General features: G+C 70.9%; 26 protein-coding genes. 8 read left to right on the forward strand and 18 right to left on the reverse strand.

Annotation, left to right across the window (positions count from 1 at the left end):
* Positions 1-49 precede the first annotated feature (49 nt).
* The 5 genes from ABEA10_RS17815 to ABEA10_RS17835 all read right to left on the reverse strand — a co-directional run bounded on the left by ABEA10_RS17815 (position 50) and on the right by ABEA10_RS17835 (position 2,581).
* The gene (locus tag ABEA10_RS17815; protein WP_345464969.1) at positions 50-202 is read right to left on the reverse strand and encodes a hypothetical protein; all 153 of its coding nucleotides are present in this window, start codon (positions 200-202) and stop codon (positions 50-52) included.
* 133 nt (positions 203-335) lie between these two features.
* A complete protein-coding gene (locus ABEA10_RS17820; protein ID WP_345464971.1) occupies positions 336-1,388 on the reverse strand; it encodes an LCP family protein in 1,053 nt (350 codons plus the stop codon).
* Positions 1,389-1,480: 92 nt separating this feature from the next.
* Positions 1,481-2,047 carry a nitrile hydratase subunit alpha gene (locus ABEA10_RS17825; protein ID WP_345464973.1) on the reverse strand — a complete coding sequence of 189 codons (567 nt, stop codon included), beginning with the start codon at positions 2,045-2,047 and terminating at the stop codon, positions 1,481-1,483.
* Complete coding sequence (locus ABEA10_RS17830; RefSeq protein WP_329239411.1) at positions 2,037-2,321, reverse strand: SH3-like domain-containing protein; 285 nt, start codon at positions 2,319-2,321, stop codon at positions 2,037-2,039. Before ABEA10_RS17830 ends, ABEA10_RS17825 begins: the two co-directional genes overlap by 11 nt.
* Positions 2,318-2,581 carry a hypothetical protein gene (locus tag ABEA10_RS17835; protein ID WP_345464975.1) on the reverse strand — a complete coding sequence of 88 codons (264 nt, stop codon included), beginning with the start codon at positions 2,579-2,581 and terminating at the stop codon, positions 2,318-2,320. Before ABEA10_RS17835 ends, ABEA10_RS17830 begins: the two co-directional genes overlap by 4 nt.
* A 64-nt stretch (positions 2,582-2,645) precedes the next feature.
* On the opposite strand from ABEA10_RS17835, the gene ABEA10_RS17840 reads away from it, so the two are divergent.
* A complete protein-coding gene (locus ABEA10_RS17840) occupies positions 2,646-2,906 on the forward strand; it encodes a hypothetical protein (protein ID WP_329239418.1) in 261 nt (86 codons plus the stop codon).
* A gap of 19 nt (positions 2,907-2,925) precedes the next feature.
* On the opposite strand, the gene ABEA10_RS17845 is transcribed toward ABEA10_RS17840, so the two are convergent.
* Together ABEA10_RS17845 and ABEA10_RS17850 are read right to left on the reverse strand one after the other, a co-directional pair.
* Complete coding sequence (locus ABEA10_RS17845) at positions 2,926-6,450, reverse strand: AAA family ATPase (protein WP_345464978.1); 3,525 nt, start codon at positions 6,448-6,450, stop codon at positions 2,926-2,928.
* A 71-nt stretch (positions 6,451-6,521) separates the two neighbouring features.
* Positions 6,522-6,812, reverse strand: a complete 291-nt coding sequence (locus ABEA10_RS17850; protein ID WP_345464980.1) for a type II toxin-antitoxin system Phd/YefM family antitoxin — start codon at positions 6,810-6,812, stop codon at positions 6,522-6,524.
* Positions 6,813-6,875: 63 nt separating this feature from the next.
* On the opposite strand from ABEA10_RS17850, the gene ABEA10_RS17855 reads away from it, so the two are divergent.
* Together ABEA10_RS17855 and ABEA10_RS17860 are read left to right on the forward strand one after the other, a co-directional pair.
* Positions 6,876-7,493 carry a ClpP family protease gene (locus ABEA10_RS17855; RefSeq protein ID WP_345464982.1) on the forward strand — a complete coding sequence of 206 codons (618 nt, stop codon included), beginning with the start codon at positions 6,876-6,878 and terminating at the stop codon, positions 7,491-7,493.
* A 14-nt stretch (positions 7,494-7,507) separates the two neighbouring features.
* On the forward strand, positions 7,508-8,116 hold the full coding sequence (locus ABEA10_RS17860; protein ID WP_345465167.1) for an ATP-dependent Clp protease proteolytic subunit: 609 nt from the start codon (positions 7,508-7,510) through the stop codon (positions 8,114-8,116).
* A 49-nt stretch (positions 8,117-8,165) separates the two neighbouring features.
* Here ABEA10_RS17860 and ABEA10_RS17865 read toward each other — a convergent pair whose 3' ends face one another.
* The 9 genes from ABEA10_RS17865 to ABEA10_RS17905 all read right to left on the reverse strand — a co-directional run bounded on the left by ABEA10_RS17865 (position 8,166) and on the right by ABEA10_RS17905 (position 17,380).
* A complete protein-coding gene (locus ABEA10_RS17865) occupies positions 8,166-9,128 on the reverse strand; it encodes an ABC transporter substrate-binding protein (protein WP_345464984.1) in 963 nt (320 codons plus the stop codon).
* Between the two features lie 13 nt (positions 9,129-9,141).
* Entirely contained in the window at positions 9,142-10,158 is a 1,017-nt protein-coding gene (locus tag ABEA10_RS17870; protein WP_345464986.1) for an ABC transporter permease, read from the reverse strand.
* 84 nt (positions 10,159-10,242) lie between these two features.
* Entirely contained in the window at positions 10,243-10,998 is a 756-nt protein-coding gene (locus ABEA10_RS17875; protein ID WP_345464988.1) for an ATP-binding cassette domain-containing protein, read from the reverse strand.
* A gap of 14 nt (positions 10,999-11,012) precedes the next feature.
* Positions 11,013-12,014 (reverse strand): LacI family DNA-binding transcriptional regulator, encoded by a 1,002-nt coding sequence (locus ABEA10_RS17880; RefSeq protein ID WP_345464990.1) that lies wholly within the window; start codon positions 12,012-12,014, stop codon positions 11,013-11,015.
* Between the two features lie 219 nt (positions 12,015-12,233).
* The gene (locus tag ABEA10_RS17885; RefSeq protein WP_425550914.1) at positions 12,234-13,022 is read right to left on the reverse strand and encodes an SGNH/GDSL hydrolase family protein; all 789 of its coding nucleotides are present in this window, start codon (positions 13,020-13,022) and stop codon (positions 12,234-12,236) included.
* A 39-nt stretch (positions 13,023-13,061) separates the two neighbouring features.
* On the reverse strand, positions 13,062-13,622 hold the full coding sequence (locus ABEA10_RS17890; protein WP_329239443.1) for a GTP-binding protein: 561 nt from the start codon (positions 13,620-13,622) through the stop codon (positions 13,062-13,064).
* A 19-nt stretch (positions 13,623-13,641) separates the two neighbouring features.
* Complete coding sequence (locus ABEA10_RS17895; protein WP_378201960.1) at positions 13,642-14,094, reverse strand: DUF742 domain-containing protein; 453 nt, start codon at positions 14,092-14,094, stop codon at positions 13,642-13,644.
* Positions 14,095-14,096: 2 nt separating this feature from the next.
* A complete protein-coding gene (locus ABEA10_RS17900) occupies positions 14,097-14,498 on the reverse strand; it encodes a roadblock/LC7 domain-containing protein (RefSeq protein ID WP_285576345.1) in 402 nt (133 codons plus the stop codon).
* Entirely contained in the window at positions 14,495-17,380 is a 2,886-nt protein-coding gene (locus ABEA10_RS17905) for a sensor histidine kinase (RefSeq protein WP_345465001.1), read from the reverse strand. The genes ABEA10_RS17900 and ABEA10_RS17905 overlap by 4 nt, the downstream gene beginning before the upstream one ends.
* 748 nt (positions 17,381-18,128) lie before the next feature.
* On the opposite strand from ABEA10_RS17905, the gene ABEA10_RS17910 reads away from it, so the two are divergent.
* Positions 18,129-18,869, forward strand: coding sequence for an ABC transporter permease (locus ABEA10_RS17910; protein WP_345465003.1), 741 nt, complete (start codon positions 18,129-18,131; stop codon positions 18,867-18,869).
* 64 nt (positions 18,870-18,933) lie between these two features.
* Positions 18,934-19,803 (forward strand): ABC transporter permease, encoded by an 870-nt coding sequence (locus ABEA10_RS17915; protein ID WP_329239451.1) that lies wholly within the window; start codon positions 18,934-18,936, stop codon positions 19,801-19,803.
* Between the two features lie 78 nt (positions 19,804-19,881).
* Here the strand turns inward: ABEA10_RS17915 and ABEA10_RS17920 are convergent, their stop codons facing one another.
* A complete protein-coding gene (locus ABEA10_RS17920; RefSeq protein WP_345465006.1) occupies positions 19,882-21,534 on the reverse strand; it encodes a thiamine pyrophosphate-binding protein in 1,653 nt (550 codons plus the stop codon).
* A gap of 553 nt (positions 21,535-22,087) precedes the next feature.
* On the opposite strand from ABEA10_RS17920, the gene ABEA10_RS17925 reads away from it, so the two are divergent.
* The 3 genes from ABEA10_RS17925 to ABEA10_RS17935 all read left to right on the forward strand — a co-directional run bounded on the left by ABEA10_RS17925 (position 22,088) and on the right by ABEA10_RS17935 (position 25,310).
* On the forward strand, positions 22,088-23,047 hold the full coding sequence (locus ABEA10_RS17925) for an ABC transporter substrate-binding protein (RefSeq protein ID WP_345465008.1): 960 nt from the start codon (positions 22,088-22,090) through the stop codon (positions 23,045-23,047).
* Positions 23,048-23,282: 235 nt separating this feature from the next.
* Positions 23,283-24,032: an ABC transporter ATP-binding protein gene (locus ABEA10_RS17930; RefSeq protein WP_345465010.1), complete on the forward strand. Its 750-nt coding sequence runs from the start codon at positions 23,283-23,285 to the stop codon at positions 24,030-24,032.
* Between the two features lie 3 nt (positions 24,033-24,035).
* The gene (locus ABEA10_RS17935; RefSeq protein ID WP_345465012.1) at positions 24,036-25,310 is read left to right on the forward strand and encodes a flavin-dependent oxidoreductase; all 1,275 of its coding nucleotides are present in this window, start codon (positions 24,036-24,038) and stop codon (positions 25,308-25,310) included.
* 40 nt (positions 25,311-25,350) lie between these two features.
* On the opposite strand, the gene ABEA10_RS17940 is transcribed toward ABEA10_RS17935, so the two are convergent.
* The gene (locus tag ABEA10_RS17940; protein WP_345465014.1) at positions 25,351-26,991 is read right to left on the reverse strand and encodes a bifunctional 3'-5' exonuclease/DNA polymerase; all 1,641 of its coding nucleotides are present in this window, start codon (positions 26,989-26,991) and stop codon (positions 25,351-25,353) included.
* Positions 26,992-26,998: the final 7 nt, after the last annotated feature.

Here is a 26,998-nt window from a genome sequence, read left to right on the forward strand (position 1 = left end):
GCGGCTCCGCCGGGAGGCGGCGGAGCCGGGCCGGTTCCGGCGGCGACGGTCAGGGTAGATCGCTGACGAAACTCGACAGGGACGTGGCGGCGCCGGTGAGCCCGCCGAGGGCGCCATGCACGACGTTCGCCGCCCTGTGAGGCTGGCTGACCAGGTAGAACGCCAGGAAGGCCAAGCTTCCCCATTTGGCGACCTTCTTCATATTTGGTCACTCCTCGTATCGACCTAGATACGGAGAGTAACTACCCGTTCTGGTGCTGCGACAGTACCGACGCCCCGCAAATCCGCGCTCGCGAACGGCAAAGGATTCGAAAGCGCCCCAGGGCGGGCGCCGCTCAGCCGGCCGGCCGCAGGCTCTTCGGCACCGGCTGGTCCTCGCGGAGGGCGCGGAACAGCTCACCGGCCTTCGTCGTGTCCCAGGTGATGTACGCCCCTGCGCTCGGCGAGTAGCCGTTCCCGCCGAGCGGAACCGTCGTGGTGAGGCCGTCGCCCTTGGTCAGGCCGCGCATCGCCCAGGCGAACCCGGCCAGGTTGTACAGATGGTCGTCCTGGTCCACCGAGAAGTCACTCGTGGAGCGGAGCACGAACGGCACGATGCGGAACGGGTTGAGCAGCGTGCCGGGGCTCGTCGCCTTGTGGGTCAGCGCGGCCAGGAACTTGCGCTGGTTCTGCACCCGCTGCAGGTCCTGGCTGGCGAACGCGTGGCGGGTCCGGACGAAGCCCAGGGCCTCCGGGCCGTTGAGCGTCTGGCAGCCCTTCTTCAGGTTGATGCCCGCGGCCGTGTCCTTGATCGGCTGGGGGATGCACATGTCGACGCCGCCGACCGCGTCGACCATGCCGACGAACCCGCCGAAGCCGATCTCCGCGTAGTGGTCGATGTGGATCTTCGTGGCCTGCTCGACCGTACGGACCAGCAGCTTGGGCCCGCCGAACGCGTACGCGGCGTTGAGCTTGTTGGGGTCGTGCCCCGGAATCGGGACATAGGAGTCGCGCGGGAGGCTGACCAGGGTGTTGCCGTGGTCACCGATGTGCAGCAGCATCATCGAGTCGGTGCGCTTCCCCTCGGCCTTGCCGGTGTGGAGCTTCTTGCGCTGCTCGGCCGACAGGCCCTGCCGGCTGTCGGAGCCGACGATCAGCCAGTTGGTGCCCGGAGTGTCCGCGGGCCGCCCCGTGTAGTCGGTGAAGACGTCGATGCGGTTCAACCGCGAGTCGAGGTAGAAGTACGCACCGATCAGCAGGAGGAGCAGCACCAATATGACGATCAACGTGGTCCGGCCCCAGCGACGCCGCCGTCTGCCGCGCAGGGGCTGCCCGTCACGGTCGTATGCCCGCCCGTCCGCTGCGTACGACGCCGCGCCGCTTTGCCCGTGATCCACCCAATCGCTCATGGCAGACACCGTAGAGGGTCACGTCAAGCCGAGGCGTCAGCTTGGCGAGTGATTCCGGGCCGGGTGGCGTCATTCCCCCGTAGGGCACGGGCCTAGATCGCCGCCGTACCGATGAGGCCCCGGCGGGTGACGCGGGACGCCAGCTCCCCCTCCGGCAGGTCGCCCTCGGGGCGCCGGGGGACCACGAGGTAGCGTGTCTCGGCGCTGGAGTCCCACACGACGATCTCCACGTCGTCCGGCAGCGTCAGCCCGAACTCCTCCAGGACGGCGCGCGGCTCCCGTACGACGCGGGAACGGTAGGCGAAGCTGCGGTACCAGCCCGGCGACGGGCCGAGGAGCGAGATCGGGTAGCAGGAGCACAGCGTGCACACGATCACGTTGTGCACCGCCGGGGTGTTCTCGACCGCGCGCAGGCGGTAGCCGGACGTGCTGAAGCCGAGCTCGGCGGCCGCGGCGTTCGCGTCGGAGCGCAGGGTCTCGCGATAGCCCGGGTCGGTCCACGCCCGGGCGACCATCCGGGCCCCGTTCACCGGTGAGGCGTTCACCAGGAGATCGTCCAGGATCGCGTCCAGCTCGCCGTCGGTGGTCAGACCGGCGGCGATCACCCGCTCCTCCAGCCGGCGTACGCGCGCGGCGACCGGCAGGTCGTCATGGCCCATCGGTGGTGACCTCCTCCAGATAGGACTCCCACAGGTCCACCGTCACCGAGTGCGCGCCGGCGCCCCACAGGTCACGGGCCGGGAACCGCACCGCGTACACCGTCTCGACGCGCGGCGGGGTGATGCCGCGCGCCCGGTCGTCGGGCAGCGGCCACTCGCCCTCGCACTCGACGATCTCCCCCACGTGGCCGCGGACGTAGACCGGCACCCGCGTGTGGTGCGCGGGATCGCCCGGCCGTGCGCGCACGCGCGTGCCCGGGGAGTACGGACTCATGCCAGGCCCTTCTCGTCGAGGATCGTCTCGATCGCGGCCAGCCAGCGCTCGTAGTAGGAGGCGGACAGGTACTCCCGCGGCGGGATGCGCTCGATCGCGTCGCGCATCTCATCCAGGTTGAACACCCCGCCCCGCCTCAGCGCACGGGTCAGGGCGTAGACCCGGGCCTCCCAGTCGGCGTGGAACGGCTCGGCGTCGTCGTCTCCCACCGGCACCGGCCCGAACCCGCTCTGGCCTCCCATGTCGTGCACTCTGCTCACCCTTCCGACGCTAACCGTCCCCGCCCGGCGCGGGAAGCCCCCGGACGTCTGGTTGGCTGGAGGCATGGCGGAAGATCTGGAGAACCTGACGTCGAAAGAGCTGCACGACCGCGCGATCGACCGGGCCGTTCACCACCTCGACGTGGGCTTCCTGTGGCGGCTGACCAGGGCGATCCCGGCGGCCCAGGCGGCGGCCGGGCACACGGACCAGGCCGAGGCCGACGTGTCGCACCTGTCGGCGATCCTCAACGAGCTGGTGCACTCCGGCGGCGGCGCGGTCGCCGACGAGCTCCGGCCGCTCTACATCGAGTACCTGCGCGGCTGAGAGCGCGGGGGGCGCTGAATCACAGGTACTGGCCGAGGTTGTCGTCGGTGCTCGTCGTGCCCTCGGTCTCCGGCAGGTCCTCGACCCGCAGGGTGCCGACGTCGGCCCGTGCCGGGTCGTCCTCGCGGGTGATGCGGCGTGCCTGCAGGGCGATGGCGCGGTCCAGGTGGTTGCGCATGAGCCGGGCGTTGCCGAACGACTCGCCGCGGGCGGCGGTGCGCAGGTGGCGGCGTACGGCGTCGAGCACGCCCCCGCCCAGGCTGAAGCCCGCGTCCGCGGCCATCACCTCGAAGATCGCCACCAGCTCGTCGTCGGTGTAGTCGGGGAAGCGCAGCACCAGGGGGAAGCGCGAGGCGAGGCCGGGGTTGAAGTCGAGGAACCGCAGCATCGGGCCCTCGTAGCCGGCCACGATGACGACGATGTCCGCGCGGTGCTCCTCCATGAGCTTGAGCAGCTCGGCGATGGCCTCGTGCCCGTAGTCGCGGCCGGAGTCGGCGGGGGTCAGGGCGTACGCCTCGTCGATGAACAGCACACCGCCGAGCGCGCGCTCGACCGCGGCGCGCACCTTGGGCGCGGTCTGCCCGATGTACTCCCCCACCAGGTCGGCGCGGGAGACCTCGACCAGGTGCCCGGACGACAGCAGGCCCAGCTTGGCGTAGACGGCCGCGAGCAGGCGGGCCATGGTCGTCTTGGCGGTGCCGGGGTTGCCGGTGAAGACCATGTGGCGGGTGGGCGGGGCGATCGGGATGCCCGCGTCGCGGCGCAGCTGCTCGGCCCGCGCCTCGGCGACGAGCAGGTGCACCTCGTGCTTGACGGTGTCGAGGCCGATGAGCTTCTCGATCTCGGCGAGCGGGTCGCCGGGCAGGTCGACGTGGCCGCTCGCGACGAGCGTGCCCGGGATGTCGTCCGCGAAGATCTCGTCCAGGGACTCGTCGTCGGTGAGCACCCCGTCGTCGAGGACCCGCCGCGACTGCATCGCGATGGCGCGGTCCAGCAGGTTGATCATGGCGCGGGCGTTGCCGACGTTGCTGTCGCGGGTGCTGCCGTGGACCAGTTCGCGTACCTTGTCCAGCACGCCCTCGCGCAGCGCGAAGCCGGCGTCAACGGCCTTGGCCTTGAAGATCTCGATGAGCTCGTCCTCGGTCAGGCCGGGGAAGCGCAGCCGCTTGGGGAAGTAGGCGGACAGCTCCGAGTCGCTCTTCAGCAGGCTGTTGATCGGCCCCTCGGGTCCGCACAGCACGACGACGAGGTCCTCGGTCTGCGCCTGGACGCAGGCGAGGAGCACGTCGACGGCCTCGCGGTTGCGCGGCGACTCGCCGGGCATCAGGTTGTGGGCGTCGTTGACGGCCAGGATGCCGCCCTGCGCCCGCTCGACCGCGCGGCGCACCCGCGGCCCGCTCTCGCTGACGTACTCCCCCACGAGGTCGGAGCGGTCGACCTCGACGAGGTGGCCCGAGGAGAGCACGCCCAGGTCGGCGTAGATGCGTCCGAGGATGCGGGCGACCTTGGACTTGCCCGTGCCCGCGCCGCCGCTGAAGACGATGTGCTTGGGCCGCATCGCCACCGGCATGCCGGCCTCGCGGCGCATCCGCGCCGCCTCCGCCTCGGCGACGAGCAGGCGGACCTCGTTCTTGACCGACTCCAGGCCGACGCAGGACTCCAGCTCGGCCATCGGGTCGGAGTGCTCGGCGCCGCCGGCGATGACCCGCTGCGGCAGATCGGCCGGCGCGACCTCGGTCTCACCGCGCGCCACCGCCGCCGTGACGCACTGCTCGGCGAGGTACTCCACGAGGCGCGCGCCGCGGAGGTTCAGCAGTGGCGGGGTGCGGGTGAGCAGCACGCCGGCGGTGGCCGCCGCCTCACGCGCGACGGTCAGGTCGCGCCGGGCGACGGCGCGGCGGAACAGCTCGGCGTAGGCGTCCTCGCCGAACTCCTGCGTGCGCGCGACGCGGAAGTGCTGGTGCAGCGCCGGGTTGACGTCGAAGACCCGCCGGTCGCCGCCCACCCGGCACAGGACCACGACGTTCAGCTTCTGGTGGCGTTCGAGCGCGCGGCGCAGCTCCTCGGCGAACGCGATGCCGCAGTTGTCGAACGCGAGGATGCGGTCCAGCCCATCGATGACCAGGAGGCGGCCCTCCAGGCACTCGCGCACCCGGGCGAGGAAGTACAGGATCGTGTCGCTGACGTGGAGGTTGGCGAAGACCTGGTCCGACACCCACACCGTCTCTCGGACGTCGCCGCGTGCCATCAGGGCGCTCTCCAGCGCGCGTACGGCGGTGCCCTTGCCGGTGGCGTCCGGGCCGCTGACGAGCAGCCGCACCGGGCGGGACGCGTCGGCGCGCAGCACGTCGGTGACGGCGGTGACCAGATCGGGCTGGCCGACGATGTCGTCCGCGACCTCGTCGGCCGCCGCCGAGGCGCGCGACTCCTCGGCCGGCGCGGGACCGGCGAACGCGGCGGCGAGGGGGTTGACGACCGTCGGCGCCTGGAAGAGCCGGCGCAGGTCCATCTGGAAGCCGCGTACGGGCACGCGGCACTTGGGGCTGACGGCGGTGTCGGGCAGCCCCTGCACGCAGCCGGTGATGCGCAGGGCCATGTCGAGCCAGGCGCGGCAGACGTCCGCCTCACCGGCGACGAGCCCGCGCGCCAGCCAGGACCGCACCTCGGCCTGCCAGGAGTCGACGCGGAAGCCCTCCCGGAGCCGCTGGACGTGCTCCTGGACGTTCTCGTAGCGCTCGACGCCGACGGCGAAGGCCATCTCCGCGGGCACCGCCTTGACCTCGGCCTGCAACAGCAGCCGGGCGAGCGCGACGTCGAGCGGGTCGTGGCCGGGCACCGCCGACGTCAGGCGCTCGTGCGCGGCGACCCAGCCCGAGCACGCCCAGCCGAGGTAGCCGACCGGCCCGGCGAGCTCGGGCAGCACGGCCAGGGTCTCCTCGGGCAGACCGGCCGCCCAGAGGCGTTCGAGCTCGCCCTGCGGGACGCTCAGGTCGGCGGCGTGCGTCTCCGGGTCCGCGGCGCGCCGGTCGTACAGCGCGATCATCGCCTGCCGGCGCTTCTCGATCGGCTCGATGCCCGTGAGCACGTCGAGGGCCTCCCGGGCGAGCGTGTACATCGTCGCGCGCCGGTCGGGGTCGTCGCCGACGTTCTCCACGAGCCACAGGCCGGGCGGGCGCAGCCGGCCGCCCTGGCTGAACCAGGCGTACGGGTCGCGCACCGGGGCCTCGGGCTTGGCGAGGAAGCCGGCGAACAGCTCGTAGTCGATGTCGCCGCGCGAGCCCGCGCGGATCGCCGAGGCGCCGAGCAGGAAGGTGAGCAGCGACCACAGCTCGGCGCCCGCCGCCGAGGTCTCAGGGCCGTAGAAGTCGCTGAGCCCGCTGGTCAGCTCCTTCGCCCGATCGTCGCGGTCGAACTTCACCGCGCGCTCGCGCACCTCGTCGTACAGCCCGTCGGGAACTCTCCACGGACCGTGGGAGTAGAGGTCGAGCACGGGCTCGTCGGTCAGGAGCAGGCCGAGGTGTTCGGGTAGGCGTGGGGCGCTCACGGGTAGACCTTACGACCCACGCACGGTGGGCCGCAGCCGCGCGCGCATCGGCCCTGGTGACGGTAACGCGCTCAGCGCGGGCGCCTCCGGTCGCGGTGCTCGGCGGCGATGCGCAGCGGCCCGGACGGGCGCTCGGGGCGCTCGCGCGGCTCGGGCTTGGACTCGGGCTCGGGCTGCGGGGCGAAGGTGAACCCGATCTCGGCCGGTGGGCGTTCGAGCGCCTCCAGGTCGTCGACGGGGACGAGCGCGGCGAGGGCCTTGCCGTGGCGGGTCAGCAGGATCCGCTCTCCGCTGTAGCCGACGCGGCTGACGAGTTCCGCCAGCTCGGCGCGGGCCTGGGTCACGGGCACCTCTCGTGTCATGAATCGATTCTAGCATTCTGTACAGTTTTGCTATTCTGTACAGAACTCAAGGAGGTGCAGTCCATGGACATTCCGACGTACCAGCCACGCGCGCGGGTGACCGAGTTGCCGGAGGCGAACGTCACCGACCAGGTGTTCCAGCGTCTGCTCGGGCAGCGCATCGTCTTCATCGGCTCGGAGATCGACGACGACCTGGCCAACCGGGTCTGCTCGCAGCTCCTGCTCCTCGCGGCGCAGGACGGCCAGCGCGACATCAAGCTCTTCATCAACTCGCCGGGCGGATCGATGGACGCGATGTTCGCCATGTACGACGTGATGAAGTACCTGCCGAACGACGTGTCGACCGTCGCGCTCGGCATGGCGGCCTCGGCGGGGCAGTTCCTGCTCACCGCGGGGACACCGGGCAAGCGCTACGCGCTGCGGAACACGCGGATCATGATGCACCAGCCCCTGGGCGGCATCCGCGGCACCGCATCCGACATCCGCATCCAGGCCGAGCAGTCGCTGCACCTGAAGCAGCGCTTCCTGGAGCTGATCGCCGAGCACACGGGACGGCCGTTCGAGCAGGTCGAGCACGACGCCGACCGCGACCGCTACTTCACCCCCGTGGAGGCCCGCGAGTACGGCCTGATCGACCACGTCGTGACGAGCGCGCTGGAGGCGGGAGGCGTCGCACCGTGAGGATCCACGAGCCGATGGGCATCGAGGCCCGGTACATCCTGCCGTCCTACGTCGAGCGCACCTCGTACGGGATGAAGGAGAGCAACCCGTACAACAAGCTGTTCGAGGAGCGGATCGTCTTCGTCGGTGCGCCGATCGACGACACGCTCGCCAACGACGTGATCGCCCAGCTCATCGCGCTGGAGGGGATGGACACCGACCGGACGATCAGCCTGTACATCAACTCCCCCGGCGGCTCGCTCACCGCGATGACGGCGATCTACGACACGATGCAGTTCGTCAAGCCGGACATCGAGACGACCTGCGTCGGGCAGGCCGCCTCGGCGGCGGCGACGCTCCTGGCGGCCGGCTCACCGGGCAAGCGCGCCGCGCTGCCGCACGCGCGCATCCTCATCCACCAGCCGCACACCGAGGGCGGGTACGGCCAGACCAGCGACCTGGAGATCCAGGCGAAGGAGATCATCCGCCAGCGCGAGGAGCTGGAGGAGATGCTGTCCCGGCACTCCGGCCGCCCGGTCGAACAGGTACGCGCCGACATCGAGCGCGACCGCTTCCTCACTGCGCAGGAGGCACGCGAGTACGGCCTCATCGACGAGATCATCACCAGCCGCAAGGTCCGTTGAGAGACGTCCGGGGGTGGCCTACGGGGTCGGGCCACCCCCGGCTCCGGCGTCAGCAGCTCTGCTTGTACAGGTACTTGGCCACGTCGGGGCTGTCGAGGTTGTCCTTGGTGACCGCCACGAGCCTCGTCTGGATGTGCTTGGTCACGGGCTTGCCGCCGAGGGCGTTCATCGCCTGGTCGACGCCCTGGCGCCCGATCTCCAGGGGCTCCTGGCTGATGAGGCCCTGGATCGTGCCCGCACGCAGGTCCTCGACCTGCTTGGGGCTCGCGTCGAACTCGATGAGCTTCACCTTGCCGACCTTCTTGGCCTGCTTGAGCGACGCCGCCGATCCCTCGCCGGTGACCAGGTTGGAGGCGAAGATGCCCGCCAGGTCCGGGCTCTTGGACAGCTCGCCGTTCACGATCTCGGTGGCCTTGCCCGCGTCGTCGCCCGGGTACTGCTCCGAGACCAGCGTGATGCCCGGATGCTTGGCGATCTCCTCCTTGAAGCCGGCCACCCGGTCGTCGGTGGTGGCGATGCCCCGCGTGGGCGCGAGCACCATCACCTTGCCCTTGTCACCGATCTGCTTCGCCAGCGTCTGCGCCGCGAGCCGCCCGCCGAGCCGGTTGTCGGAGGAGACGCGGGACAGGCCGACCGACTGGTCGGAAAGCTCGGTGTCGACGAAGATCACCTTGCTGCCGTTACCGGTGAGCTGGCGGACCGGGCCGGCCATGGCGTCCTTGTCGACCGGGGCGATCAGCACCGCGTCCGGCCGCGAGGCGGCGACCGAGGTCACCACCTGGGTCTGCTGCGCCACGTCCCACTGGGCCGGCGCCTGCACGCTGAGCCGGGCGCCGAGTCGCGCCGCCTCGTCCTTGGCTCCGCAGTACATCGAGATGTAGAAGGGCTCATTCGCGATTCCCTGGATGAGGGTGAGCTTCTTGCCCCCGCCTCCGGATGAGGACGAGGAGTTCCCGCACCCGCCGGCCAGGGCCAGTGACAGCGCGGCGGCCACGACGACGTACCTGTTCACCGATGTGCCTCCTTTATCGACGTTCTCGCGCCCGCCGCCGCAGCTGGTCGAAGAACACCGCGACGACCAGCACGGCCCCGACCGCGACATCGAGCCAGAACCGCTGTGCCCCGAGGATGATCAGACCGTTGCGCAGGACGCCGGGGATCAGCACGCCGATCACCGTTCCCGCGACGGTGCCGACGCCGCCGAACAGGCTCGCGCCGCCGATGACGACGGCGGCGATCGCGCTCAGGTTGTCGGACGTGTGGCTGGCGATCGTGGTGGTCGTGTAGTGCGCCAGGGACAGCACGCCGGCCACTCCGGACAGGAGGCCGGACAGCGCGTACACCTTGATGAGGTGCCGGTCGACCTTGATGCCGACCCGGCGTGCCGCCTCGGCGTTGGACCCGATCGCGTACGTGTGGCGGCCGAACCGGGTGAGCGCGAGCAGCAGCCCGAAGACGACCGCGATGAGCACCGCGATGATGACGAGCCAGGGCACCCCGGCGACCAGGCCGTACCCGATGGCGTTGGCCAGCTTGGCGGGGATCCGGTTCACGTCGCTGCCGCCCGTGATGACCTGGGCGAGGCCGAGCGCCACGCCGAGACTGCCGAGGGTGGCGATGAGAGACGGGATCTTCGCCTTCGCCACGAGCAGGCCGTTCACCAGGCCCCAGCCGAGACCGCAGCCCATCCCGGCGAGCGCGCCGAGCGCGATGCCGCCCCAGCCCGCGGTCGTGCCGCCCAGCGCGACCATCGTCTTGGCGGCGACGACGCCGGAGAAGACCAGCACCGAGCCGACCGACAGGTCGATGCCGGCGGTGACGATGACGAAGGTCATGCCGACCGCGAGGACGAGCAGGATGGCCGAGTCGGTCGCGACGTTGCGGACGTTGAAGGTCGTGGCGAACTCGGCCGGCTTGAGCACGGCGAACAACGCGAACAGGGCGACGAGGACGGCGAGCGTCCACACCGTGTTCGAGCGCAGCAGGGCCGGAATCCGTCCCGGCTCCGTCGTCTCCTCGGACTCGACGATCGTCGTGCTCATGCCGTGTTCTTTTCGTCGAGTCCTCTTCGCTCACTTCGTTCGCTCATGCGGTGTCCTTCACGTCGAGTCCGCTACTCCGCTCACTCATGCGGCACCCTCCTGGTCCAGTCCTCCGGTCATCGCCGAGACGAGCTGCTCCACCGACGTGTCCGCGGCGGTGAACCGGGCCACCCGGCGGCCCAGGCGCAGCACCTCCACCCGGTCGGCGACGGCGAGCACCTCGGGCATGTTGTGGCTGATCAGGACGACCGTCACGCCGCGGTCGCGGACGCGGCGGATGAGGTCGAGCACCTGTTTTCGCTGGACGACGCCGAGCGCGGCGGTCGGCTCGTCCATGAACACCACGCGCGACGCCCACGCCACCGCGCGCGCCACGGCGACGCACTGACGCTGCCCGCCCGACAGCTGCCGTACCGGCACGGACATGTCGGGCAGCCGGATGCCGAGCTCGTCGAAGGCCTCCGTCGCCCGCCGCCGCATCGCGCCCCGGTCGAGCACGTTGAGGAAGGAGAAGCGGGTCGGCTCACGGCCGAGGAAGAGGTTGGCGGCGGCGTCGAGGTCGTGGGCGAGCGCGAGGTCCTGGTAGACGGTCTCGATGCCGAGCCGCTGCGCGGCGACCGGGTCGGTCAGGTGCACCGGGCGGCCGTCGAGGAGGATCTCGCCGCCGTCGGGCCGCAGCGCGCCGGCCAGCGTCTTGACCAGAGTGCTCTTGCCGGCGCCGTTGTCGCCGATGAGCGCGACGACCTCGCCCGCGTACGCGGTGAAGGCGGCCCCTCGCAGGGCCTGGACATGACCGAAACGCCTCGTGACGCCTCGTGCTTCGAGCAGCGGTTCCGTCATGTGCACCTTCCTCGCTAGGGCGGCGGCAGCTCCCCGGAGCCGCGCACGATGAGGTGGGTCGGCAGCACCACGCGTTGCGGGGGCAGTTCCTCGCCCGCCATGCGGCGGCACAGCAGCTCCGCCGCGCGCCGGCCCATCTCCACGGGCTGGTGCGCCACGACGGTCACCGGCGTCGCGAGCATGTCGGCGAGCTCCAGGTCGTCGAAGCCGACCAGTGCCGTGCCCGCACCGGCGGCCTGGATGGCCCGCAGCGCGCCGACCGTCAGCCGGTTGTTGCCGGTGAAGACGGCCGTCGGCGGGTCGTCGAGGGCCAGCAGCTCCGCCATGGCCGACTCCGCGCCTGCTACGTCGTGCCGGCCCGGGCGTACGAGGGCCTCGTCCACGGGCACGCCGTGCTCGCCCAGCGCCTCGCGGTAGCCCCGCAGACGCTCGCTCGCGGTGAAGATGCCGGGCAGGTCGGACAGGCAGGCGATGCGGCGGTGGCCGTGCCGCAGGAGGTGGTCGACGGCCGCGCGGGCCCCGCCGACGCTGTCGATGAGGACGACGTCGGCCTCGAGGGCCTCCTCGGGCGGGCGGTCGATGAAGACCGCGGGAGTGCCCATGCTGATCTCGGAGATCAGGTAGCGGTGGTCGTTGCCGGAGGGCACGACGAGCAGGCCGTCCACCCGGCGCTCGCACAGCGACCGGATGAGGTGGCGCTCCCGCGCCGGGTCCTCGTCCGAGCAGCCGGAGATGACCAGGAGGTCGTTGGCCCGCGCGACCTCCTCCACCCCGCGTGCGATCTGGGAGTAGAAGGGGTTGGCGACGTCCTTGATGACGAGCCCGAGGCTGCGGGTGCGCTTTCCGCCGCGCAGCGCGCGGGCGATGTCGTTGCGGCGGAAGCCCAGCGCGGAGATCGCGGCGTTGACCTTCGCGGTCGTGTCCGGCCGTACGCCGCCCTCGCCGTTGACGACGCGGGAGACCGTCTTGAGGCTCACGCCGGCACGCCGGGCGACATCACGCATGGTCGGCCGCATGGGCTCCCTCAAGACTCGGCTGAACGGGCGTCGAGACCGCCGGCCGTGAGAGACCGCCCGGAACCCCGCGACGCGAACGGTACGGGCCCTGGGCGATCTCTCAGGACGACAACGTTGTCATCTCATCTCCGCGCACCCGGCGTCAAGCCCGCGGCCCGACCACGGCACGAACCGGCCGCGTGGGGCTTGGAGTCCGCGCGGTCAGGGGCGCGCAGGCTCTCAGAGTGGATGGAGGTCCGGGCGTTTGGCGGTGAGGCCGTCGCCGGACGAACGCCCCTGCAGGCGCCGCTGGATCCACGGCAGGAAATAGGTCCGCGCCCACTCCAGGTCGCTGCGCCGCGAGGTCAGCCAGTCGACCGGCGGCGCCGCCGGCCAGGGCTCGCGCCAGTCGCCGGTGGCCTCGACGCCGAGCGCCTCGCAGGCGGCCAGCGCCACGCGCCGGTGCCCGTCCGGTGACAGGTGAAGCCGGTCCGGCGCCCAGGCGCGCGGGTCCAGCAGCGTCCGCATCGACCACAGGTCCACCAGCCGGCAGCCGTGCCGGTCGGCGATGGAGCGGACGTGCAGGTTGTACATCGCCGCCTTGCCGCGGATCCGGCGCAGCACGGGCACGCCACGCGTGTCGAAGCCGGTGAAGAGCAGCACCTCGGCACCGGTCGCCCGCAGCCGCCGGACCGCGTCCTCGATGACGATGGCCAGCCGGTCGGGATCCGAACGCGGGCGCAGCAGGTCGTTGCCGCCCGCGGCGAGCGTGATCAGGTCCGGCCGCAGCTCGATGGCGCGCGGGACCTGCTCGGTCACCACCTGGCCCAGCAGCCGCCCGCGTACGGCGAGGTTGGCGTAGCGCAGGCCAGTGCTGGAGGTTGAGGTGGTGGCCGCGATGTGCTCGGCGAGCCGGTCGGCCCAGCCGCGGTAGCCGCCGGCGGGATCCGGGTCGTCGAGGCCCTCGGTGAAACTGTCACCGAGGGCCACGTATGAGGAGTACGTCGAAACGGAGTCGGTCACGTCCATCAATGATGCATGACGCCGTCCATCGGCGATCACGGCCCCTCAGTGGTTGATCGGCACTCCCCGGCCGCGCATCGACAGGGCGTGCTCGACCAGCGTGATGAGCGTCGCCTTGGTGGACTCGCGGTTGCGCGCGTCACAGGTGACGATCGGCACGTGCGCGCCGATCGTGAGCGCCTCGCGGATGTCCTCGGTCGTGTGGGTGTAGACACCGTCGAAGCCGTTGATGCCCACGACGAAGGGCACTCCCGACTCCTCGAAGTAGTCGACCGCGGCGAAGGAGTCGGCGAGCCGGCGCGTGTCCACGAGGACCACGGCACCGATCGCGCCCTTGACCAGGTCGTCCCACATGAACCAGAACCGGTGCTGTCCGGGCGTGCCGAACAGGTAGAGGATCAACTCCCGGTCGAGGCTGACGCGGCCGAAGTCCATCGCGACGGTGGTGGTCGTCTTGTCCGGGGTGGACGACAGGTCGTCGACCTCCGCGCTGGCCGAGGTCATGACGGCCTCGGTGGTCAGCGGCATGATCTCCGATACCGAGCCGACGAAGGTCGTCTTCCCCACACCGAAGCCTCCCCCGACAATGATTTTGACGGAGGTCATCCCGGGGGAGGCACCCGGATTAGAGCTTGCGAAGTCCACTGAGAACCCTTTCCAGCAGCTGGAGGTCAGGCTGCCCCTCAGTGAAGGGAGACTGATGCAGGCGTAGCAGGCCTTCGTGCGCCATGTCCGCGATCAGCACACGGGCCACGCCGAGCGGCAGTCTGAGCAGGGCCGACACTTCCGCCACCGAACGCCAGTTACGGCACAGATCGATGATGGCTTTGTACTCGGGGGTGAGAGTCGTGATGTCTTGCCGCGGATACGGAGCGACCGAGATCAGTGCCTCGATCGGCAGGTCGTACCGTGGTTTGGTGCGCCCGCCCGTGACCGCGTACGGTCGGACCAGCGAACTCGAGTCTCCCGCTTCCGAGGGCGGCGACGAAGGCGGCCCCGGCGGCGGGTCTCGGTGCGGCCCTGGATTCGACCCGTGCTGAGGCCCGAACCCGTAATTCCCGTACCTCCCGCCGTCCACCACTAACCGATCCCGGGTTCGGCGCGCAGCGCGGGCGTCAGCACGCGACCCACACGTTCGACGAGCAGTGCCATCTCGTAGGCCACCAATCCCATGTCGCAGTCGGGTGCGGCGAGAACGCCGAGCACGGAACCGTCACTGATGGCCATCACGAAGAGCAGCCCTCGCTCCATCTCGACGAGCGTCTGCGTGACCGCACCGCCCTCAAAGATACGGGCCGCGCCCTGGGTGAGGCTGGTCAGTCCCGACGCGATCGCGGCGAGTTGATCGACACGGTCGGCCGGGAAGCCTTCCGAGTACGCCATCGGCAGACCGTCGGAGGAGACCACCACGGCGTGCGCGACGCGCGGGACGCGTTCGACGAAGTTCGTCACCAGCCAACTGAGGTCCTGGCGGCTGTTCACTGGTTCTCCCGTTCATCATCTTCGGGCTGGATCGCGGCGCGACCCTTCCGTACGCCCTGCTGGAAGCTCGCGAAACGGTTCCGTACGGTTTCCGCCTGCGGCGGGCGGGACTCCATTCTGGGTGCGGGCTGCGCGGGCTGCGCCGACGGCCCCGGCTGTGTCGGCATCGGCGCCGGCCGGACCGATCCGGGGATCCGGTTGCTTCCGGGAACCCGTTTCGGCAGGCCTGCACTGGTCTGCCCGCCGGTGGCGGGGGCGCGGATCGTCTCCGCGGCTCGCCAACCCTCGTCGCCGGGTGAGGACCACTCCCTCGGTGGGGAGGACTCAGCACGGTTCATTGATCCCGTCTTACGCCGCTGAAACCATTCCGATTGCATTGCCTCGAAGATAGGGGAGCGTCCGTTGTTCTCCGTAGCCGAGCGAGGCTCACCGAACGCCGGACCCGCCGACTGGGGTTGCGCCTGGGGCACCGGCCTGGGCGGCGGAGGCTCCTGTGGCGGGCCCGGCGGCGGGCCTGACCTGGAGGGCGGCGTTCCCTGCGGGCGCGACGAGCGCGACGGAGCGGTCGAACCCGGGCCACGGCCCGGCGGTGACGTCGGCGCCGGCTTGCGCTTGGGCAACGGCGTCCCGTGCGACCGCAACGGCTCGCGCGGCGTGTCCGGTACGGGCGGCCGTCCGCTCTCGCCGGGCCGTCCCCTCTCCCCCGGGCGCCCGCTCTCGCCCGGCCGGTCGATCTCACCGCGGACGACCGGCGACTGCAGGGGCTGTACCGGCTGTACCGGCTGCAGGGGCTGCACCGGCGAGGCCTGGCCGCGGTCCAGCGACGGACCGCCGAACGTGTCGAGCCGCTGCGGGCGCACCTTCTGGGGGTCCTGCATGATCGTGTTCGGGGCGAGGATGACGAACGCGGTCAGGCCGCCGGACAGCGCGGCGCGCAGCTCGACCCGGATACCGTGCCGCTGGGCGAGACGGCCGACCACGAACAGGCCCATGCGCCGGGAGACCGACACGTCGATCGTCGGCGGGTTGGCCAGCCGCCAGTTGGCCTCCTCGAGCTCCTCCGGCGACATGCCGACCCCGCTGTCGGAGATCTGGAGCATGGCCCCGCCTCCGCTGAGCAGGTGTCCCGACACCGCCACCTTCGTGTGCTCGGGCGAGAAGGAGGTGGCGTTCTCCACCAGCTCCGCCACGAGGTGGACCAGGTCGTTGACGACCCGGCCGTTCACCGAGACCTCGTCCTGGATCCGCAGCGTGATCCGCTCGTACTGCTCGACCTCGGACAGGGACGCGCGGACGATGTCCACCAGGGCGACCGGCTTGTTCCACCGCCGCGCCTGCTCCTGGCCGCCGAGGACCAGGAGGTTCTCACAGTTGCGGCGCATGCGGGTCGCCAGGTGGTCGAGCTTGAAGAGGCTGTCCAGCCGGCCGGAGTCCTGCTCACTCTGTTCGAGGTCCTCGATGAGGCGCAGCTGGCGTTCGATCAGCGACTGGCTCCGCCGGGAGAGGTTGACGAACATCGCGTTGACGTTGCCTCGCAGCATGGCCTCGTTGGAGGCCAGGCGTACCGCCTCGCGGTGGACCTCGTCGAAGGCCCGCGCGACCTCACCGATCTCGTCGGTCGAGTCGACCTCGATCGGTTCGACGTCGAAGCCCACCTGCTCGACGTCCGGCTCGCGCAGCCGGCGGACGAAGTCGGGCAGCCGGGAGCCGGCCACGTCGAGCGCGCCTCCCCGCAGCCGGCGCAGCGGCCGGACCAGCGACTGGGCGACGATGACGACCGCGAGGATCACGAGCAGCAGGACGACGAGCAGGAGGCCGCCGATCAGCAGTGCCGACCGCTGTGCCTGGCTCTTGAAGCTGTGGCTCTTGTCCAGCAGGCTGCGGACGGCCCGGTCCTCGACCGCGCGCATCTTGTCGGCGCGCACGGTCATGTCGTTGAACCACTTGCGCGGGTCGTCGTTGACGCCCATGCCGGCGAGCGACAGCTCGGACGCCTTGCCCGCCTGCGTCACCGCCTGCTGGCGGATCAGCTCCGCCTGGTCGACCTCCGGCCCGGCGACCGTGTCGGAGTAGAACTGGGCCAACGCCGGCGTCGCGGACGCCTGGAAGGCCGCGACGTCGGTGTCTCGCTGGCTGCGCGCCGCCTGGAACTCGTTGAAGGCGTCGGGCTGGAACCCGTGTCTCGCCAGCGCCACCGCGAGGAAGCCCCGCTCCCTGGTGGAGTCCTCCTTCGCCGCGGCCAGCGTGTCGAGCGCGCGGGCGGCCTCGGCGAGGTCGGAGTCCGAGCTGCCCTGGGCGATCTGGTCGTTGAAGTTCAGCAGGTCCGTGACGAACTCGCTGTACTTGTCGATCGTCGCGTCGGGCGGAAGCTTGGTCTGTGTCGCCACCGTCCGCAGGCCGCTCAACTGGTTCAGCCGGGTCAGGATGTCGCGAACCTGGGTCCGGGTCTGACTCGAATAGGAGTCGTCGATGCCCGCGGTCTGGGAGCGCACGCCCTGGACGGCCGTGTCCACCTGACTCTCGACCCGCTGCAGGTCGCTCTTGCTCGCGCTCTTCCCGGACGAGGCCACATAAAGGGCCGTCATGTCACGCTCGGCTTCGAGCGCGTGCGTCAGCACGCTCAGCTTGTCACCCAGTGCGGCCAGTCGCTCGATACGGCCGAACGTCGACGCGTTCGCCAGGGCGCTGTTGACGCGCAGGCCCGCGAGCACACCGGCCACGATGGTCGGGATGACGATGAGCGCGACGAGCCGAGCGGACACCTTCCAGTTACGCAGGGCGAAACGCCCGACAAGTCGCCGCTTGGGGCGGCTCGCCGCTTCGTCCAGGGGCTGGGACGTGTCCGCGGCACTCTGCCGCGTCCGATCTCCGTCGCTGTCCACACTACCTTCCGCTGCGTCTCACGGATCGAACCGTGTCGGGCCTGCCGGACGATGCGATCGATCGACGGGAGGCAGGTCCGCCGGCCGAGCACGGTTTCGCCTACACAGAGTGGGCTCGCTACCCAAAACGAACCGTCTGCATATATCCGAGGCGATCCTATGTCCCACCTATCTAAATTTCTCTGCTTTCTGCATCATCCTGCCCCGAAGGTGGGCACCGACTGATTTGCGGCCAACATCATTGCCTCCGCTCGTGCTCTACGGCAAGTAGTGGACGAGCACTCCCCCCGGAAGAGATCGAACTGAGAGCAATGGTCACAGAGAGTTTCTCGGCGACGACTCACCGGTCATCAATAGGGGATCTCATTCGCCGTTCCGGGGCGGCGGACGGACCGGAACGCGGGGCTGACACCGCACCACTACCCAAAGTAACCACCGCGGCCACCGCAATCGGCGCCGGAAGTCCGGTATCGCGTCATTACGATAGGTTCTCCCCACCGTCAGGCCCGAGGCGGCTCCGAACGGAACGCCGGAGGGACGGCGCCGTTCCACGGCGCGTTGCCACATTCCGCGCACGTCAGGCCGGTATCCACGGCCGTCCAGGGAGTGAGCATTGGCTGACCACAGTGTCAGGACATCGGTCCCGGCGACGGATTCGATTGCAGGTAGTCGCATCCCCGCCGGCGCCTCGCGAAATGCGAAAAAGCAGCCACGAGCAGGAAGGATCGTCCGCGGCGTCATCGGCGTCGTGATCTTCCTTCTGATCGGCGAGGTGGTCGGCCGCATCGGCCTCGTCGATCGTTCCTATCTGCCGCCGTCATCCACCGTGCTGGCGCGCGCCGTCCGCCTCATCGTGGACGGCGGTTTCCTCCAGGACATCGGCTGGACGCTCGGCGCGTGGGGCGTGGGACTGCTCATCGCCGCCGTGATCGCGGTGCCCGTCGGCCTCGTGCTCGGCAGCCTGCCCTTCGTCAACTCCGCCGTCCGGATGCTGATCGAGTTCCTGCGGCCGATCCCGGCGGTGGCGCTGATCCCGCTCGTCATCTTGATGATCCCCGAGCAGGCGCAGATCGAGCAGACGGTGGCGGCGTACGCGGCGATGTGGCCGATCCTGATCAACACGATCTACGCCGTGGGCGACGTCGACCCGGTCCCCCGCGAGATGGCACGGTCGTTCGGCCTGGGCCGGCTCGTCATCCTCACCCGTATCGCGCTGCCGAGCGTCGCTCCGTTCGTCGCGACCGGCATCCGCGTGGCGTCCTCGATCGCCCTCATCGTGACCATCAGCACCGAGCTGATCGCGGGTGGCGGGGAGCACGGCATCGGCATGTTCATCCTCAACGCGAGCGCCAACGCGGGCCAGGCCGACGTCGTCTTCGCGGCGGCGGGGATCGCGGGCCTGCTCGGGTTCCTCATCGACCTCGCCATGCGCACCCTCGAACGACGTCTGTTCCGCTGGCACTTCGAGCGTCTCGGGAGGTCTTCATGACCGAGCGGAACCCGGAAGCCGAAGGCACGCGCCGACGGTCACTCGCTCCGGCGAAGGAGGCCTCATGACCGCCCCGACCACGACAGCACCCGTCGCGGCCGCGCCGCGCAGGACCCGGCCGTTCGGCCGGTCCGGGCCGACGGGCCTGCTCCTGCGGTGGATCGTCTTCGCCGTGGCGGTCGCGCTCTGGCAGCTCGCGACGTACGTCGCGGTGCCCGAGGACGACAAGATCTTCTTCCCCGCCCCGACGGTGATCGCCAAGAAGATGTACGAGCTGTGGCTGACCGGCCCGGCGAGCCATCTCTTCCTCACGCCGGCGGCCACCTCGAACATCCTGCCCAGCATCGGGCGGATGCTCGCCGGCTGGGGCATCGCGGTGGTCGTCGGGGTCGGGCTGGGCGTGCTGCTCGGGCGGTCACGGCGGCTGGCCGACTACGTCGACCCGCTGATCCAGTTCTTCCGCGCCATCCCGTCGCCGGCGCTGATCCCGGTGTTCATCGTCTTGTTCAAGCTCGGCCTGACGATGCGGCTCGCGGTGATCGTCTTCGGTGTGCTCTGGCCGATCCTGCTGAACTCGATCGACGGGGCGCGCTCGATCGAGCCGCTGCAGCTGGACCTCGCCCGGGTGTTCGCGCTGACGCGGTTCGAGCGCTTCCGGTTGATCGTCATGCCCTCCGCCGCACCGAAGATCTTCGCGGGCCTGCGGGTCAGCCTGTCGATGTCGATCATCCTGATGGTGATCTCGGAGATGGTCGGCGGCACGAACGGCATCGGCTACACCCTCTACGCCGCCAAGGACTCCTTCATGCTGCCGGACATGTGGGCGGCGATCGTGTTGCTCGGCATCCTCGGCTACACGCTCAACGCGCTGTTGCTCTGGGCGGAGCGGCGCCTCCTGTCCTGGCACCGCGGCGCCCGCCGCACGGATCCGTAGGGTCACGGACGAACGGGAGCGGCCCGCCGGTCTCCGGCGGGCCGCTCCCTTTTCGTTCCGGCGATCGCGCTCCGGCGATCAGGGACCGAGATAGTCGGGATCCGTCATGATCTCGATCAGCGACGGGCCCGGGTGCGCGCGGGCCTTGGCCATCGCCTCGCCGAGTTCGGCGGCCTTGTGGATCCGCTGGCCGAACACGCCGTACCCGCGGGCGATCGCGGCCACGTCGGCGCCGGACAGGTCCTTGCCCGGGAACTCACCGCGCTCGACGGCGGTCCCGCCGTACCGCCGCAGCGCCGCCGCCACGGCCGCGTACGACTCGTTGTTGATCACGACGTACGTCACGGGGATCTGGTAGCGGGCGGCGGCCCAGAGGCCCTGGGGCCCGAACTGGAACGCTCCGTCGCCCAGGACGGCCACCACATCGCGCTCCGGCAGCCCGAGCTTGACGCCGAGCGCGGCGCCCATCGCCCAGCCGAGCGACCCGGAGGACGTCGTGTAGTACTGGTGCGGCGGGTCCTGCGGGAGCCGCCGAAGGAGGATCGCCCCGGTGGTCGTCGCGTCGCCGACGACGGTCGTGTTCTCCCCGACCTGCTCGGCGAGCGCGTCGGCCACCGCGGCGACGTTCTCGACGTCCTCGCGCTCCGGCGGCAGCGGGCCGGTGCCGGCGAGGTACTCCGCGCGCACCTCGTCCAGCCGGCCCGCCCGCACGGCCAGGCCGTCCTGCGGGAGCGCCGCGAGCAGCGCGGACAGCGCCAGCCCCTCGTCGGCGACGATGCCGGTGTCGACGCCGTAGATGTGGCCGATCTCGGCGGCGTCGGAGTGGATGTGGACCACGCGGGCGCCCTCGGGCACGTCGGGCCCGACCGGCATCTCGAACTCGGTGAAGCAGTGGCACCCGGCGAAGACGATCACGTCGCTGTCGCGCACGGTCGCGCGCCTGGCGTCGTACAGGCCGGCGAAGTTCGGGTGGGACGTGGGGAAGCCCGGCCGCTCGTAGGTCCGCCGGTCCTCGTTGACCACCGGCACGCCGAGCCGCTCGGCGAGCGCGATCAGCTCGCCGACGGCGCCGTGCCGGGCGACCTCCGCCCCGGCCACCAGCAGCGGGCTGGCGGCGGAGGCCAGCAGCGCGGCCGCCTCGCGGATCAGCTCCGGGTCCGGGGCCGTACGCGCGCGCGGGCGGTACCGCTGCGGGTCGGGCACCGGCGCGGTGCACGTGTCGTTCATCAGGTCCTGCGACAGGCCCACCCACGTCGGCCCGGCCGGCTCGGTGAGCGCGAGGCGGAAGGCGCGGTTCAGGTCCGCGGGGATGTCCTCGGTCCGCAGCGACTGCCACTGCGCGCGCACGTAGGGCTCGGCCAGGCGGCCGGTGTCCGGGACGCACGTGAAGCCGCGGTGCGACTGGAGGAGCGCGGGCTTGAGGCCGGTGAGCACGACCACCGGTGAGTGGGCGAGCCGCGCGGCGTTCAGGTGGCCGAGGCTGTTGGCCAGCCCGAGGTGCGTGTGCAGGTAGGCGACGGCGGGCTCGCCGGTGGCCCGCGCGTAGCCGTCGGCCGCCGAGACGGCGATGGACTCGTGCGGGGTGAGCACGACCTCGAAGTCCGGATGATCCAGCGTCGCGTCGAGGAAGGCCGCCTCCGTGCTTCCCGGGCAGGTGAAGACGCGGCGTACGCCCCAGGCGCGCAGGGTCTCCAGCACGGCGCGCCCGCCGCTGCGGCCCGCGCCGGTCACGCCGTCCTCCCGGCGGCCGGGACGGACCGGCGGTCCGCCCGGGCTTCGTGACGGCGCGTCGCCGGGCGGACCGGCGTCGGGACATGGATCGATGGGACTGGGAACATGACCCTCTTTTCCTTGGGTGCCGACGGCCGTACCGGTCCGGCGCACGCCGTGGCCGAGCGTCCGCCCCGCGCGCGGGCCGGGCCGCGGAACTGTGGGGGTTCGCCAACGGCCCTTCAGTGCGCCTCGGATGCTATAGCACCCGATTCATCACGAATAAGGGTGACTTGTCCCGTGACTCCTCCCTGACAGAGCCGGACTCGACAGCCGTGACAAGAACGTGATCAATGCCACACTCAGCGCAGGCTTTGCGCACTCTCTGTGACGAACGTCCTGAACGTCCGCATCTGTTACTGATTTTGCAGATGGTGCCCAGACATACCGATGTTGCAGGCCTATACTCTGGCCCGGCTGTTAACTCTGCGACCTGAAGCCGGTGGCCGGCGCCTGCCCCCTCCCCTGCGCACGCCGACTAAGGGTCTAGCGCGCATCCCTCTCGAGGAGCTCCATGAAAATACGTCGCTGGACATATGCGACAGCCCTTGTCACGCTCGCGGTGTCGGCGCTCACCGCCTGCGGCGGATCGGACTCGTCCAAGAACACGAGCGGACCGGAGAAGACCAACATCAAGGTGGGTGTTCTGCCGATCCCGGACGCGGCGACCGTTTACCTGGCGCGCCAGAAGGGCTACTTCAAGGCCGAGGGCCTCAACGTCACCCCCACCATTCTGGCCAATGGCTCGGAGACGATTTCCCGGACCATGTCGGGCGGAGTGGACTTCTCGTACAGCGCCTACATCCCGATCGTCCAGGCGGCGACTCAGGGCGTGAAGATCAAGGTGGTGACCGACGGCTACCAGGGCCGCAGCAATCTGTACCCCCTGATCACCTTGCCGAACTCCCCCATTCACAACGCCAAGCAACTCGTCGGCAAGAAGATCGGCCTGATCAACACCAAGGGCTTCCCGTCCCTGCTGACCAACGCGGCGTTGAAAAACCAGGGAGTCGCTCCCGACCAGGTCCACCTCGTCGAAATCCAGTATCCGAACATGCCGGCGGCGCTCCAGAACCACTCGATCGACGCCGCCTTCATGACCGAGCCCTTCCTGAGCCAGTCACAGCAGAAGTTCGGGGCCCGGGTAATCCTGGACACGATGAGCGGCCCGACGGCCGACCTTCCGGTCGGCGGTTACCTCACGTCCCAGAAGTTCGCGAAGCAGAATCCGAAGACCGTCGCGGCCTTCCAGCGGGCCATGGCAAAGGCGCAGCAGGCCGCGACCGACCGGAACCTGGTCAGCCAGATCCTGCCGACTTACGTCAAGAACCTGTCGCCGCAGGTGGCGCAGACGATCACCCTCGGCACTTACCCGGCGTCACTGAGCAAGACGCGGTTGCAGCGGGTCGCCGACCTCATGACCGAGCTCGGCGTCATCAAGCAGCACTACGACGTCTCCGGCGTCCTGCAGTAATCCTGCCGGGCGTTCGCACCCGACCTCGCCGGCCGTCCCACACCACCCCTGGCGGGACGGCCGGCCCCCGCCGTCAGGCGGAACTTGACGACATTCGTAAGGTGATCTGTCGTGGCCCGGACGGTCACGCGAGACTTGCATCGCAGGATGCGTCTCCTATGTCGCACTTGCCGGGGCTACGTTATTATTGGCGCTTCCGTTACTCGGAGCTGTGGGGTTCATAATCGTGCTTGAAGTGCTGAAACTCACTCACACGTACGGCGAACAGACGGCTCTGGACGACGTCTCGTTCGAAGTCGGCGAAAAAGAGCTCGTCAGCATCGTGGGCAAGTCCGGCTGCGGGAAGTCCACCCTGCTGCGTGCCGTCGCCGGCCTGATCACCCCGACCACCGGGGAGATCCGGCTCTCCGGCCGGACCGTGAACGGCGTGCCCGACGACCTCGCCGTCGTGTTCCAGGACTACTCCCGCTCCCTGCTGCCCTGGCTGTCGGTACGGGACAACGTGACCTTCCCGCTCCGGCGCCGCGGCCTGAAAAAGGGCGCTCGCCGCTCCGCCGCCATGGAGGCGCTGGAGGAGGTCGGCCTGTCCGACGCGGCCGGGAAGTTCCCCTGGCAGCTCTCCGGCGGCATGCAGCAGCGCGTCGCCATCGCGCGGGCGCTGGCCTACCGCCCGACGCTGCTGCTGATGGACGAGCCGTTCGGCTCGGTGGACGCGCAGACGCGCGAGGACCTGGAGGACCTGCTGCTGCGCGCCCACGCGTCGAGCGACATGATGATCCTCCTCGTCACCCACGACATCGACGAGAGCGTCTACGTCAGCGACCGCGTCCTCGTGATGGGCCGCTCCCCCGGCCGGGTCATGGCCGACCTCGACGTCGGGCTGCCCGCCGAGCGCGACCGCATCGAGACGCGTGAGCTGCCGGAGTTCGTCCACCTGCGCTCCGAGGTCGGGCGTCTCGTGCGCGACAACGCCGTACCCGCCTGACCGTTGAAGGTACTCATCGTCGGTGCCGGCATCAGCGGTCTGACGTCGGCGCTGAGCCTGCACGCCGCGGGTGCCGAGGTGCTCGTGGTCGACGCGGTACGCGCCCTGCTGCCGCTCGGCGTCGGCATCAACCTCCAGCCGCACGCCGTGCGCGAGCTGACCGAGCTGGGGCTCGGTGACGCCCTGGAGGCGACCGGGATCCCGACCCGCGAGATGCTCCGCATGGACCGGCACGCGAACGAGATCATCGCCCACCCGCGCGGCCGGCACGCCGGCTATCGCTGGCCGCAGTACTCCATTCACCGCGGCGAGCTGCAGATGCTGCTGCACGACGCGGTGGTGGAGCGGATCGGGCCCGCCGCCGTACGGACCGGGCTCGTGTTCGAGTCGTTCACCGAGGACACCGACGGCGTGGAGGTGCGCCTGCACGCCCGTACGGGCGGCACGCCGGTGATGCTGCGTGCGGACGTCCTGGTCGGCGCCGACGGGCTCTCCTCGGCGGTACGCCGGCGGCTGCACCCCGATGAGGGCGCCCCGCTGTGGAACGGCATCCGCATGTGGCGCGGCATCGCCGAGGCCGACCCGTACCTCACCGGACGCACGATGATCGTCGCCGGCGCGCACCGCTTCGGCCGGCTCGTGTGCTACCCGATCTCCAAGCCCGCCGAGGACCGCGGCCGGGCGCTGGTGAACTGGGTGGCGGAGGTCCGGGTGTCGCCCGAGACCCGCGTCGAGACCGACACCGCCGACTGGACGCGCGAGGGCCGCGTCGAGGACGTGCTGCCGTACTTCGCCGACTGGCGGCTGGGCTGGCTGGACGTGCCCCGGCTGATCGCGGAGTCACCGCAGATCCTGGAGTACCCGATGGTCGACCGGGACCCGCTGCCGTGGTGGAGCCGCGGCCGGGTGACGCTGGTGGGCGACGCCGCCCACCCGATGTACCCGATCGGCGCGAACGGCGGGTCGCTGGCCGTCATCGACGCGCGGGTGCTCGCGCTGGAGCTGTCCCGCCACGACGACCCGGTCGAGGGGCTGAAGGCGTACGAGACGGCGCGCCTGGACGACGCCAACGCGGTGGTGCGGGCGTGCCGCGACATGGCCGCCGACCGCATCCTGGACCTCGTCGCCGAGCGCGCGCCGGACGGCTTCACCGACATCGCGGACGTGCTGACCGCCGAGGAGCTGGCCGCGCTGCGGGAGGGCTGGCGGCGTACGACGGACATGGACGTCGAGGCGCTGAACTCCCGGCCGTCGTGGAACCCGCTCCGCACGCGCTGACCTGAGCCGTCGGCGCCCGGCGACGGCCTAGGGCGGGAGCCTACTTGGCGTCGGCGTAGCAGGAGACCGCGACGGCCTCCATGGGGAAGCGGACCGGGGTGTCGCCGAACACCAGCCGGCGCGCCTCGGCGGCGGAGTCGCGGATGGCGGCGACCACCGCCTCGCCCTGGTGCTCCGGCGCGTGCACGATCACCTCGTCGTGCTGGAAGAACACCAGGCGCGGCGCCTGCTCCGGCGCGGCCTCCAGTGCGGCCAGACGGCGGCGCAGCGCCGCCAGGAGCACGGTCGCCCAGTCGGCGGCGCTGGCCTGGACGACGAAGTTGCGGGTGAACCGGCCCCGGCTGCGCACGGCCGCGCCGCCGTCGTCCTGCACGGCGAGGTCGCGCCACGCGTGCGAGGGCGGCGGGCAGGTGCGGCCCAGGCGTGAGCGCACCAGCCGCCCGGCCTCGCCCGTGCGTGCCGCGGCCTCGACGTAGCCGTACGCGTCGGGGAAACGGCGGCGCATCACGGCGAGCAGCTGCGGCGCCTCGCCGCTGGTGCCGCCGTACATCGCCGACAGCAGCGCGATCTTGGCCTTGTCACGCGCTCCGCCGAACACGCCGGCCAGCGCGGCGTACAGGTCGTTCTCGCCCGCGGCGGCGGCGAAGGCGCGGTCGCCGGCGAGGGCGGCGAGCACTCGGGGCTCGAGCTGGGCGGCGTCGGCGACGACGAGCGTCCAGCCGGGGTCGGCGACGACCGCGCGCCGGAGCACCTTGGGGATCTGCAGCGCGCCCCCGCCGTTGGTGGCCCACCGGCCGGAGACCACGCCGCCGACGACGTACTCCGGGCGGAACCGGCCGTCGCGCACCCAGGAGTCGAGCCACGACCAGCCGTGCGCGACGTGGAGCCGGGCGAGCTCCTTGTAGGCGAGCAGCAGCCCGGCCGCCGGGTGCTCGACCCGCTTGAGCACGTGCGACCGCGTGGAGGAGATGCTGACGCCCGCCGCCGCGAACGCCTTGACCACCTGGGCCGGCGAGTCGGGGTTGATCCGCTGCCCGAACGCGTCACCGATCCGGTCGGCCAGCTCCTGGAGCCGGCGTGGCCGCAGGCCGGGCGCGGGGCGCGGGCCCATGAGCTCGGTCAGCAGGGCGTCGTGGACGTCGGGCCGCCAGGGCAGCCCGTCGTGGCCCATCTCGGCCGCCGCGAGCCCGGCCGCGGACTCGGCCGCGACCAGGAGGCGCATGCCGGTCTCGGCGACGCGGCGCTGCTGCTCCGCGTGGACCGCGACGACGGCGTCGACGTCGTCGGCGGGCCGCTCGTCGAACAGCGTCGGCGGCCCGTCGCCCGGGGCGACGTCGTCCGGCACCGCCAGCCCCTTGAGCCGGGCGAACGCGGCCGGCAGCGAGCGCGGCTCGCCGTACCGGCCGGCGTGATTGAGCAGCAGCGTCTCGGCCAGCTCCAGGTCGTGGCACCGCGCCAGGCGCACGCCCGCCCGCAGGAAGCGCGGGTAGATCCGTGCGGTCGCGGGCCAGACCCAGCGCACGCCGGCGGGGTCGTCGTGCGTCTTGGCCCGGGCCTCCCGGGCCGCGACGGCGGCGACGAGGTCGGCGACCGGCTCGGCGGGCCCCAGCGGCGCGCCGTCCTCGGCGACGGGGCACAGCACGCCTCCGTCGTCCGGCCCCTCGGCGACCGCGATCCGCATGCCTCGA

This window comes from Actinoallomurus oryzae (assembly GCF_039541955.1).
Classification (GTDB): Bacteria; Actinomycetota; Actinomycetes; order Streptosporangiales; family Streptosporangiaceae; genus Actinoallomurus; species Actinoallomurus oryzae.

Bases quoted from the DNA above. Each gene is read 5' to 3' on its own strand.
- ABEA10_RS17815 (WP_345464969.1), bottom strand. From the start codon at position 202: ATGAAGAAGGTCGCCAAATGGGGAAGCTTGGCCTTCCTGGCGTTCTAC.
- ABEA10_RS17820 (WP_345464971.1), bottom strand. From the start codon at position 1,388: ATGAGCGATTGGGTGGATCACGGGCAAAGCGGCGCGGCGTCGTACGCA.
- ABEA10_RS17825 (WP_345464973.1), bottom strand. From the start codon at position 2,047: ATGGGCCATGACGACCTGCCGGTCGCCGCGCGCGTACGCCGGCTGGAG.
- ABEA10_RS17830 (WP_329239411.1), bottom strand. From the start codon at position 2,321: ATGAGTCCGTACTCCCCGGGCACGCGCGTGCGCGCACGGCCGGGCGAT.
- ABEA10_RS17840 (WP_329239418.1), top strand. From the start codon at position 2,646: ATGGCGGAAGATCTGGAGAACCTGACGTCGAAAGAGCTGCACGACCGC.
- ABEA10_RS17850 (WP_345464980.1), bottom strand. From the start codon at position 6,812: ATGACACGAGAGGTGCCCGTGACCCAGGCCCGCGCCGAGCTGGCGGAA.
- ABEA10_RS17855 (WP_345464982.1), top strand. From the start codon at position 6,876: ATGGACATTCCGACGTACCAGCCACGCGCGCGGGTGACCGAGTTGCCG.
- ABEA10_RS17860 (WP_345465167.1), top strand. From the start codon at position 7,508: ATGGGCATCGAGGCCCGGTACATCCTGCCGTCCTACGTCGAGCGCACC.
- ABEA10_RS17870 (WP_345464986.1), bottom strand. From the start codon at position 10,158: ATGAGCACGACGATCGTCGAGTCCGAGGAGACGACGGAGCCGGGACGG.
- ABEA10_RS17875 (WP_345464988.1), bottom strand. From the start codon at position 10,998: ATGACGGAACCGCTGCTCGAAGCACGAGGCGTCACGAGGCGTTTCGGT.
- ABEA10_RS17880 (WP_345464990.1), bottom strand. From the start codon at position 12,014: ATGCGGCCGACCATGCGTGATGTCGCCCGGCGTGCCGGCGTGAGCCTC.
- ABEA10_RS17885 (WP_425550914.1), bottom strand. From the start codon at position 13,022: ATGGACGTGACCGACTCCGTTTCGACGTACTCCTCATACGTGGCCCTC.
- ABEA10_RS17890 (WP_329239443.1), bottom strand. From the start codon at position 13,622: ATGACCTCCGTCAAAATCATTGTCGGGGGAGGCTTCGGTGTGGGGAAG.
- ABEA10_RS17915 (WP_329239451.1), top strand. From the start codon at position 18,934: ATGACCGCCCCGACCACGACAGCACCCGTCGCGGCCGCGCCGCGCAGG.
- ABEA10_RS17925 (WP_345465008.1), top strand. From the start codon at position 22,088: ATGAAAATACGTCGCTGGACATATGCGACAGCCCTTGTCACGCTCGCG.
- ABEA10_RS17940 (WP_345465014.1), bottom strand. From the start codon at position 26,991: ATGCGGATCGCGGTCGCCGAGGGGCCGGACGACGGAGGCGTGCTGTGC.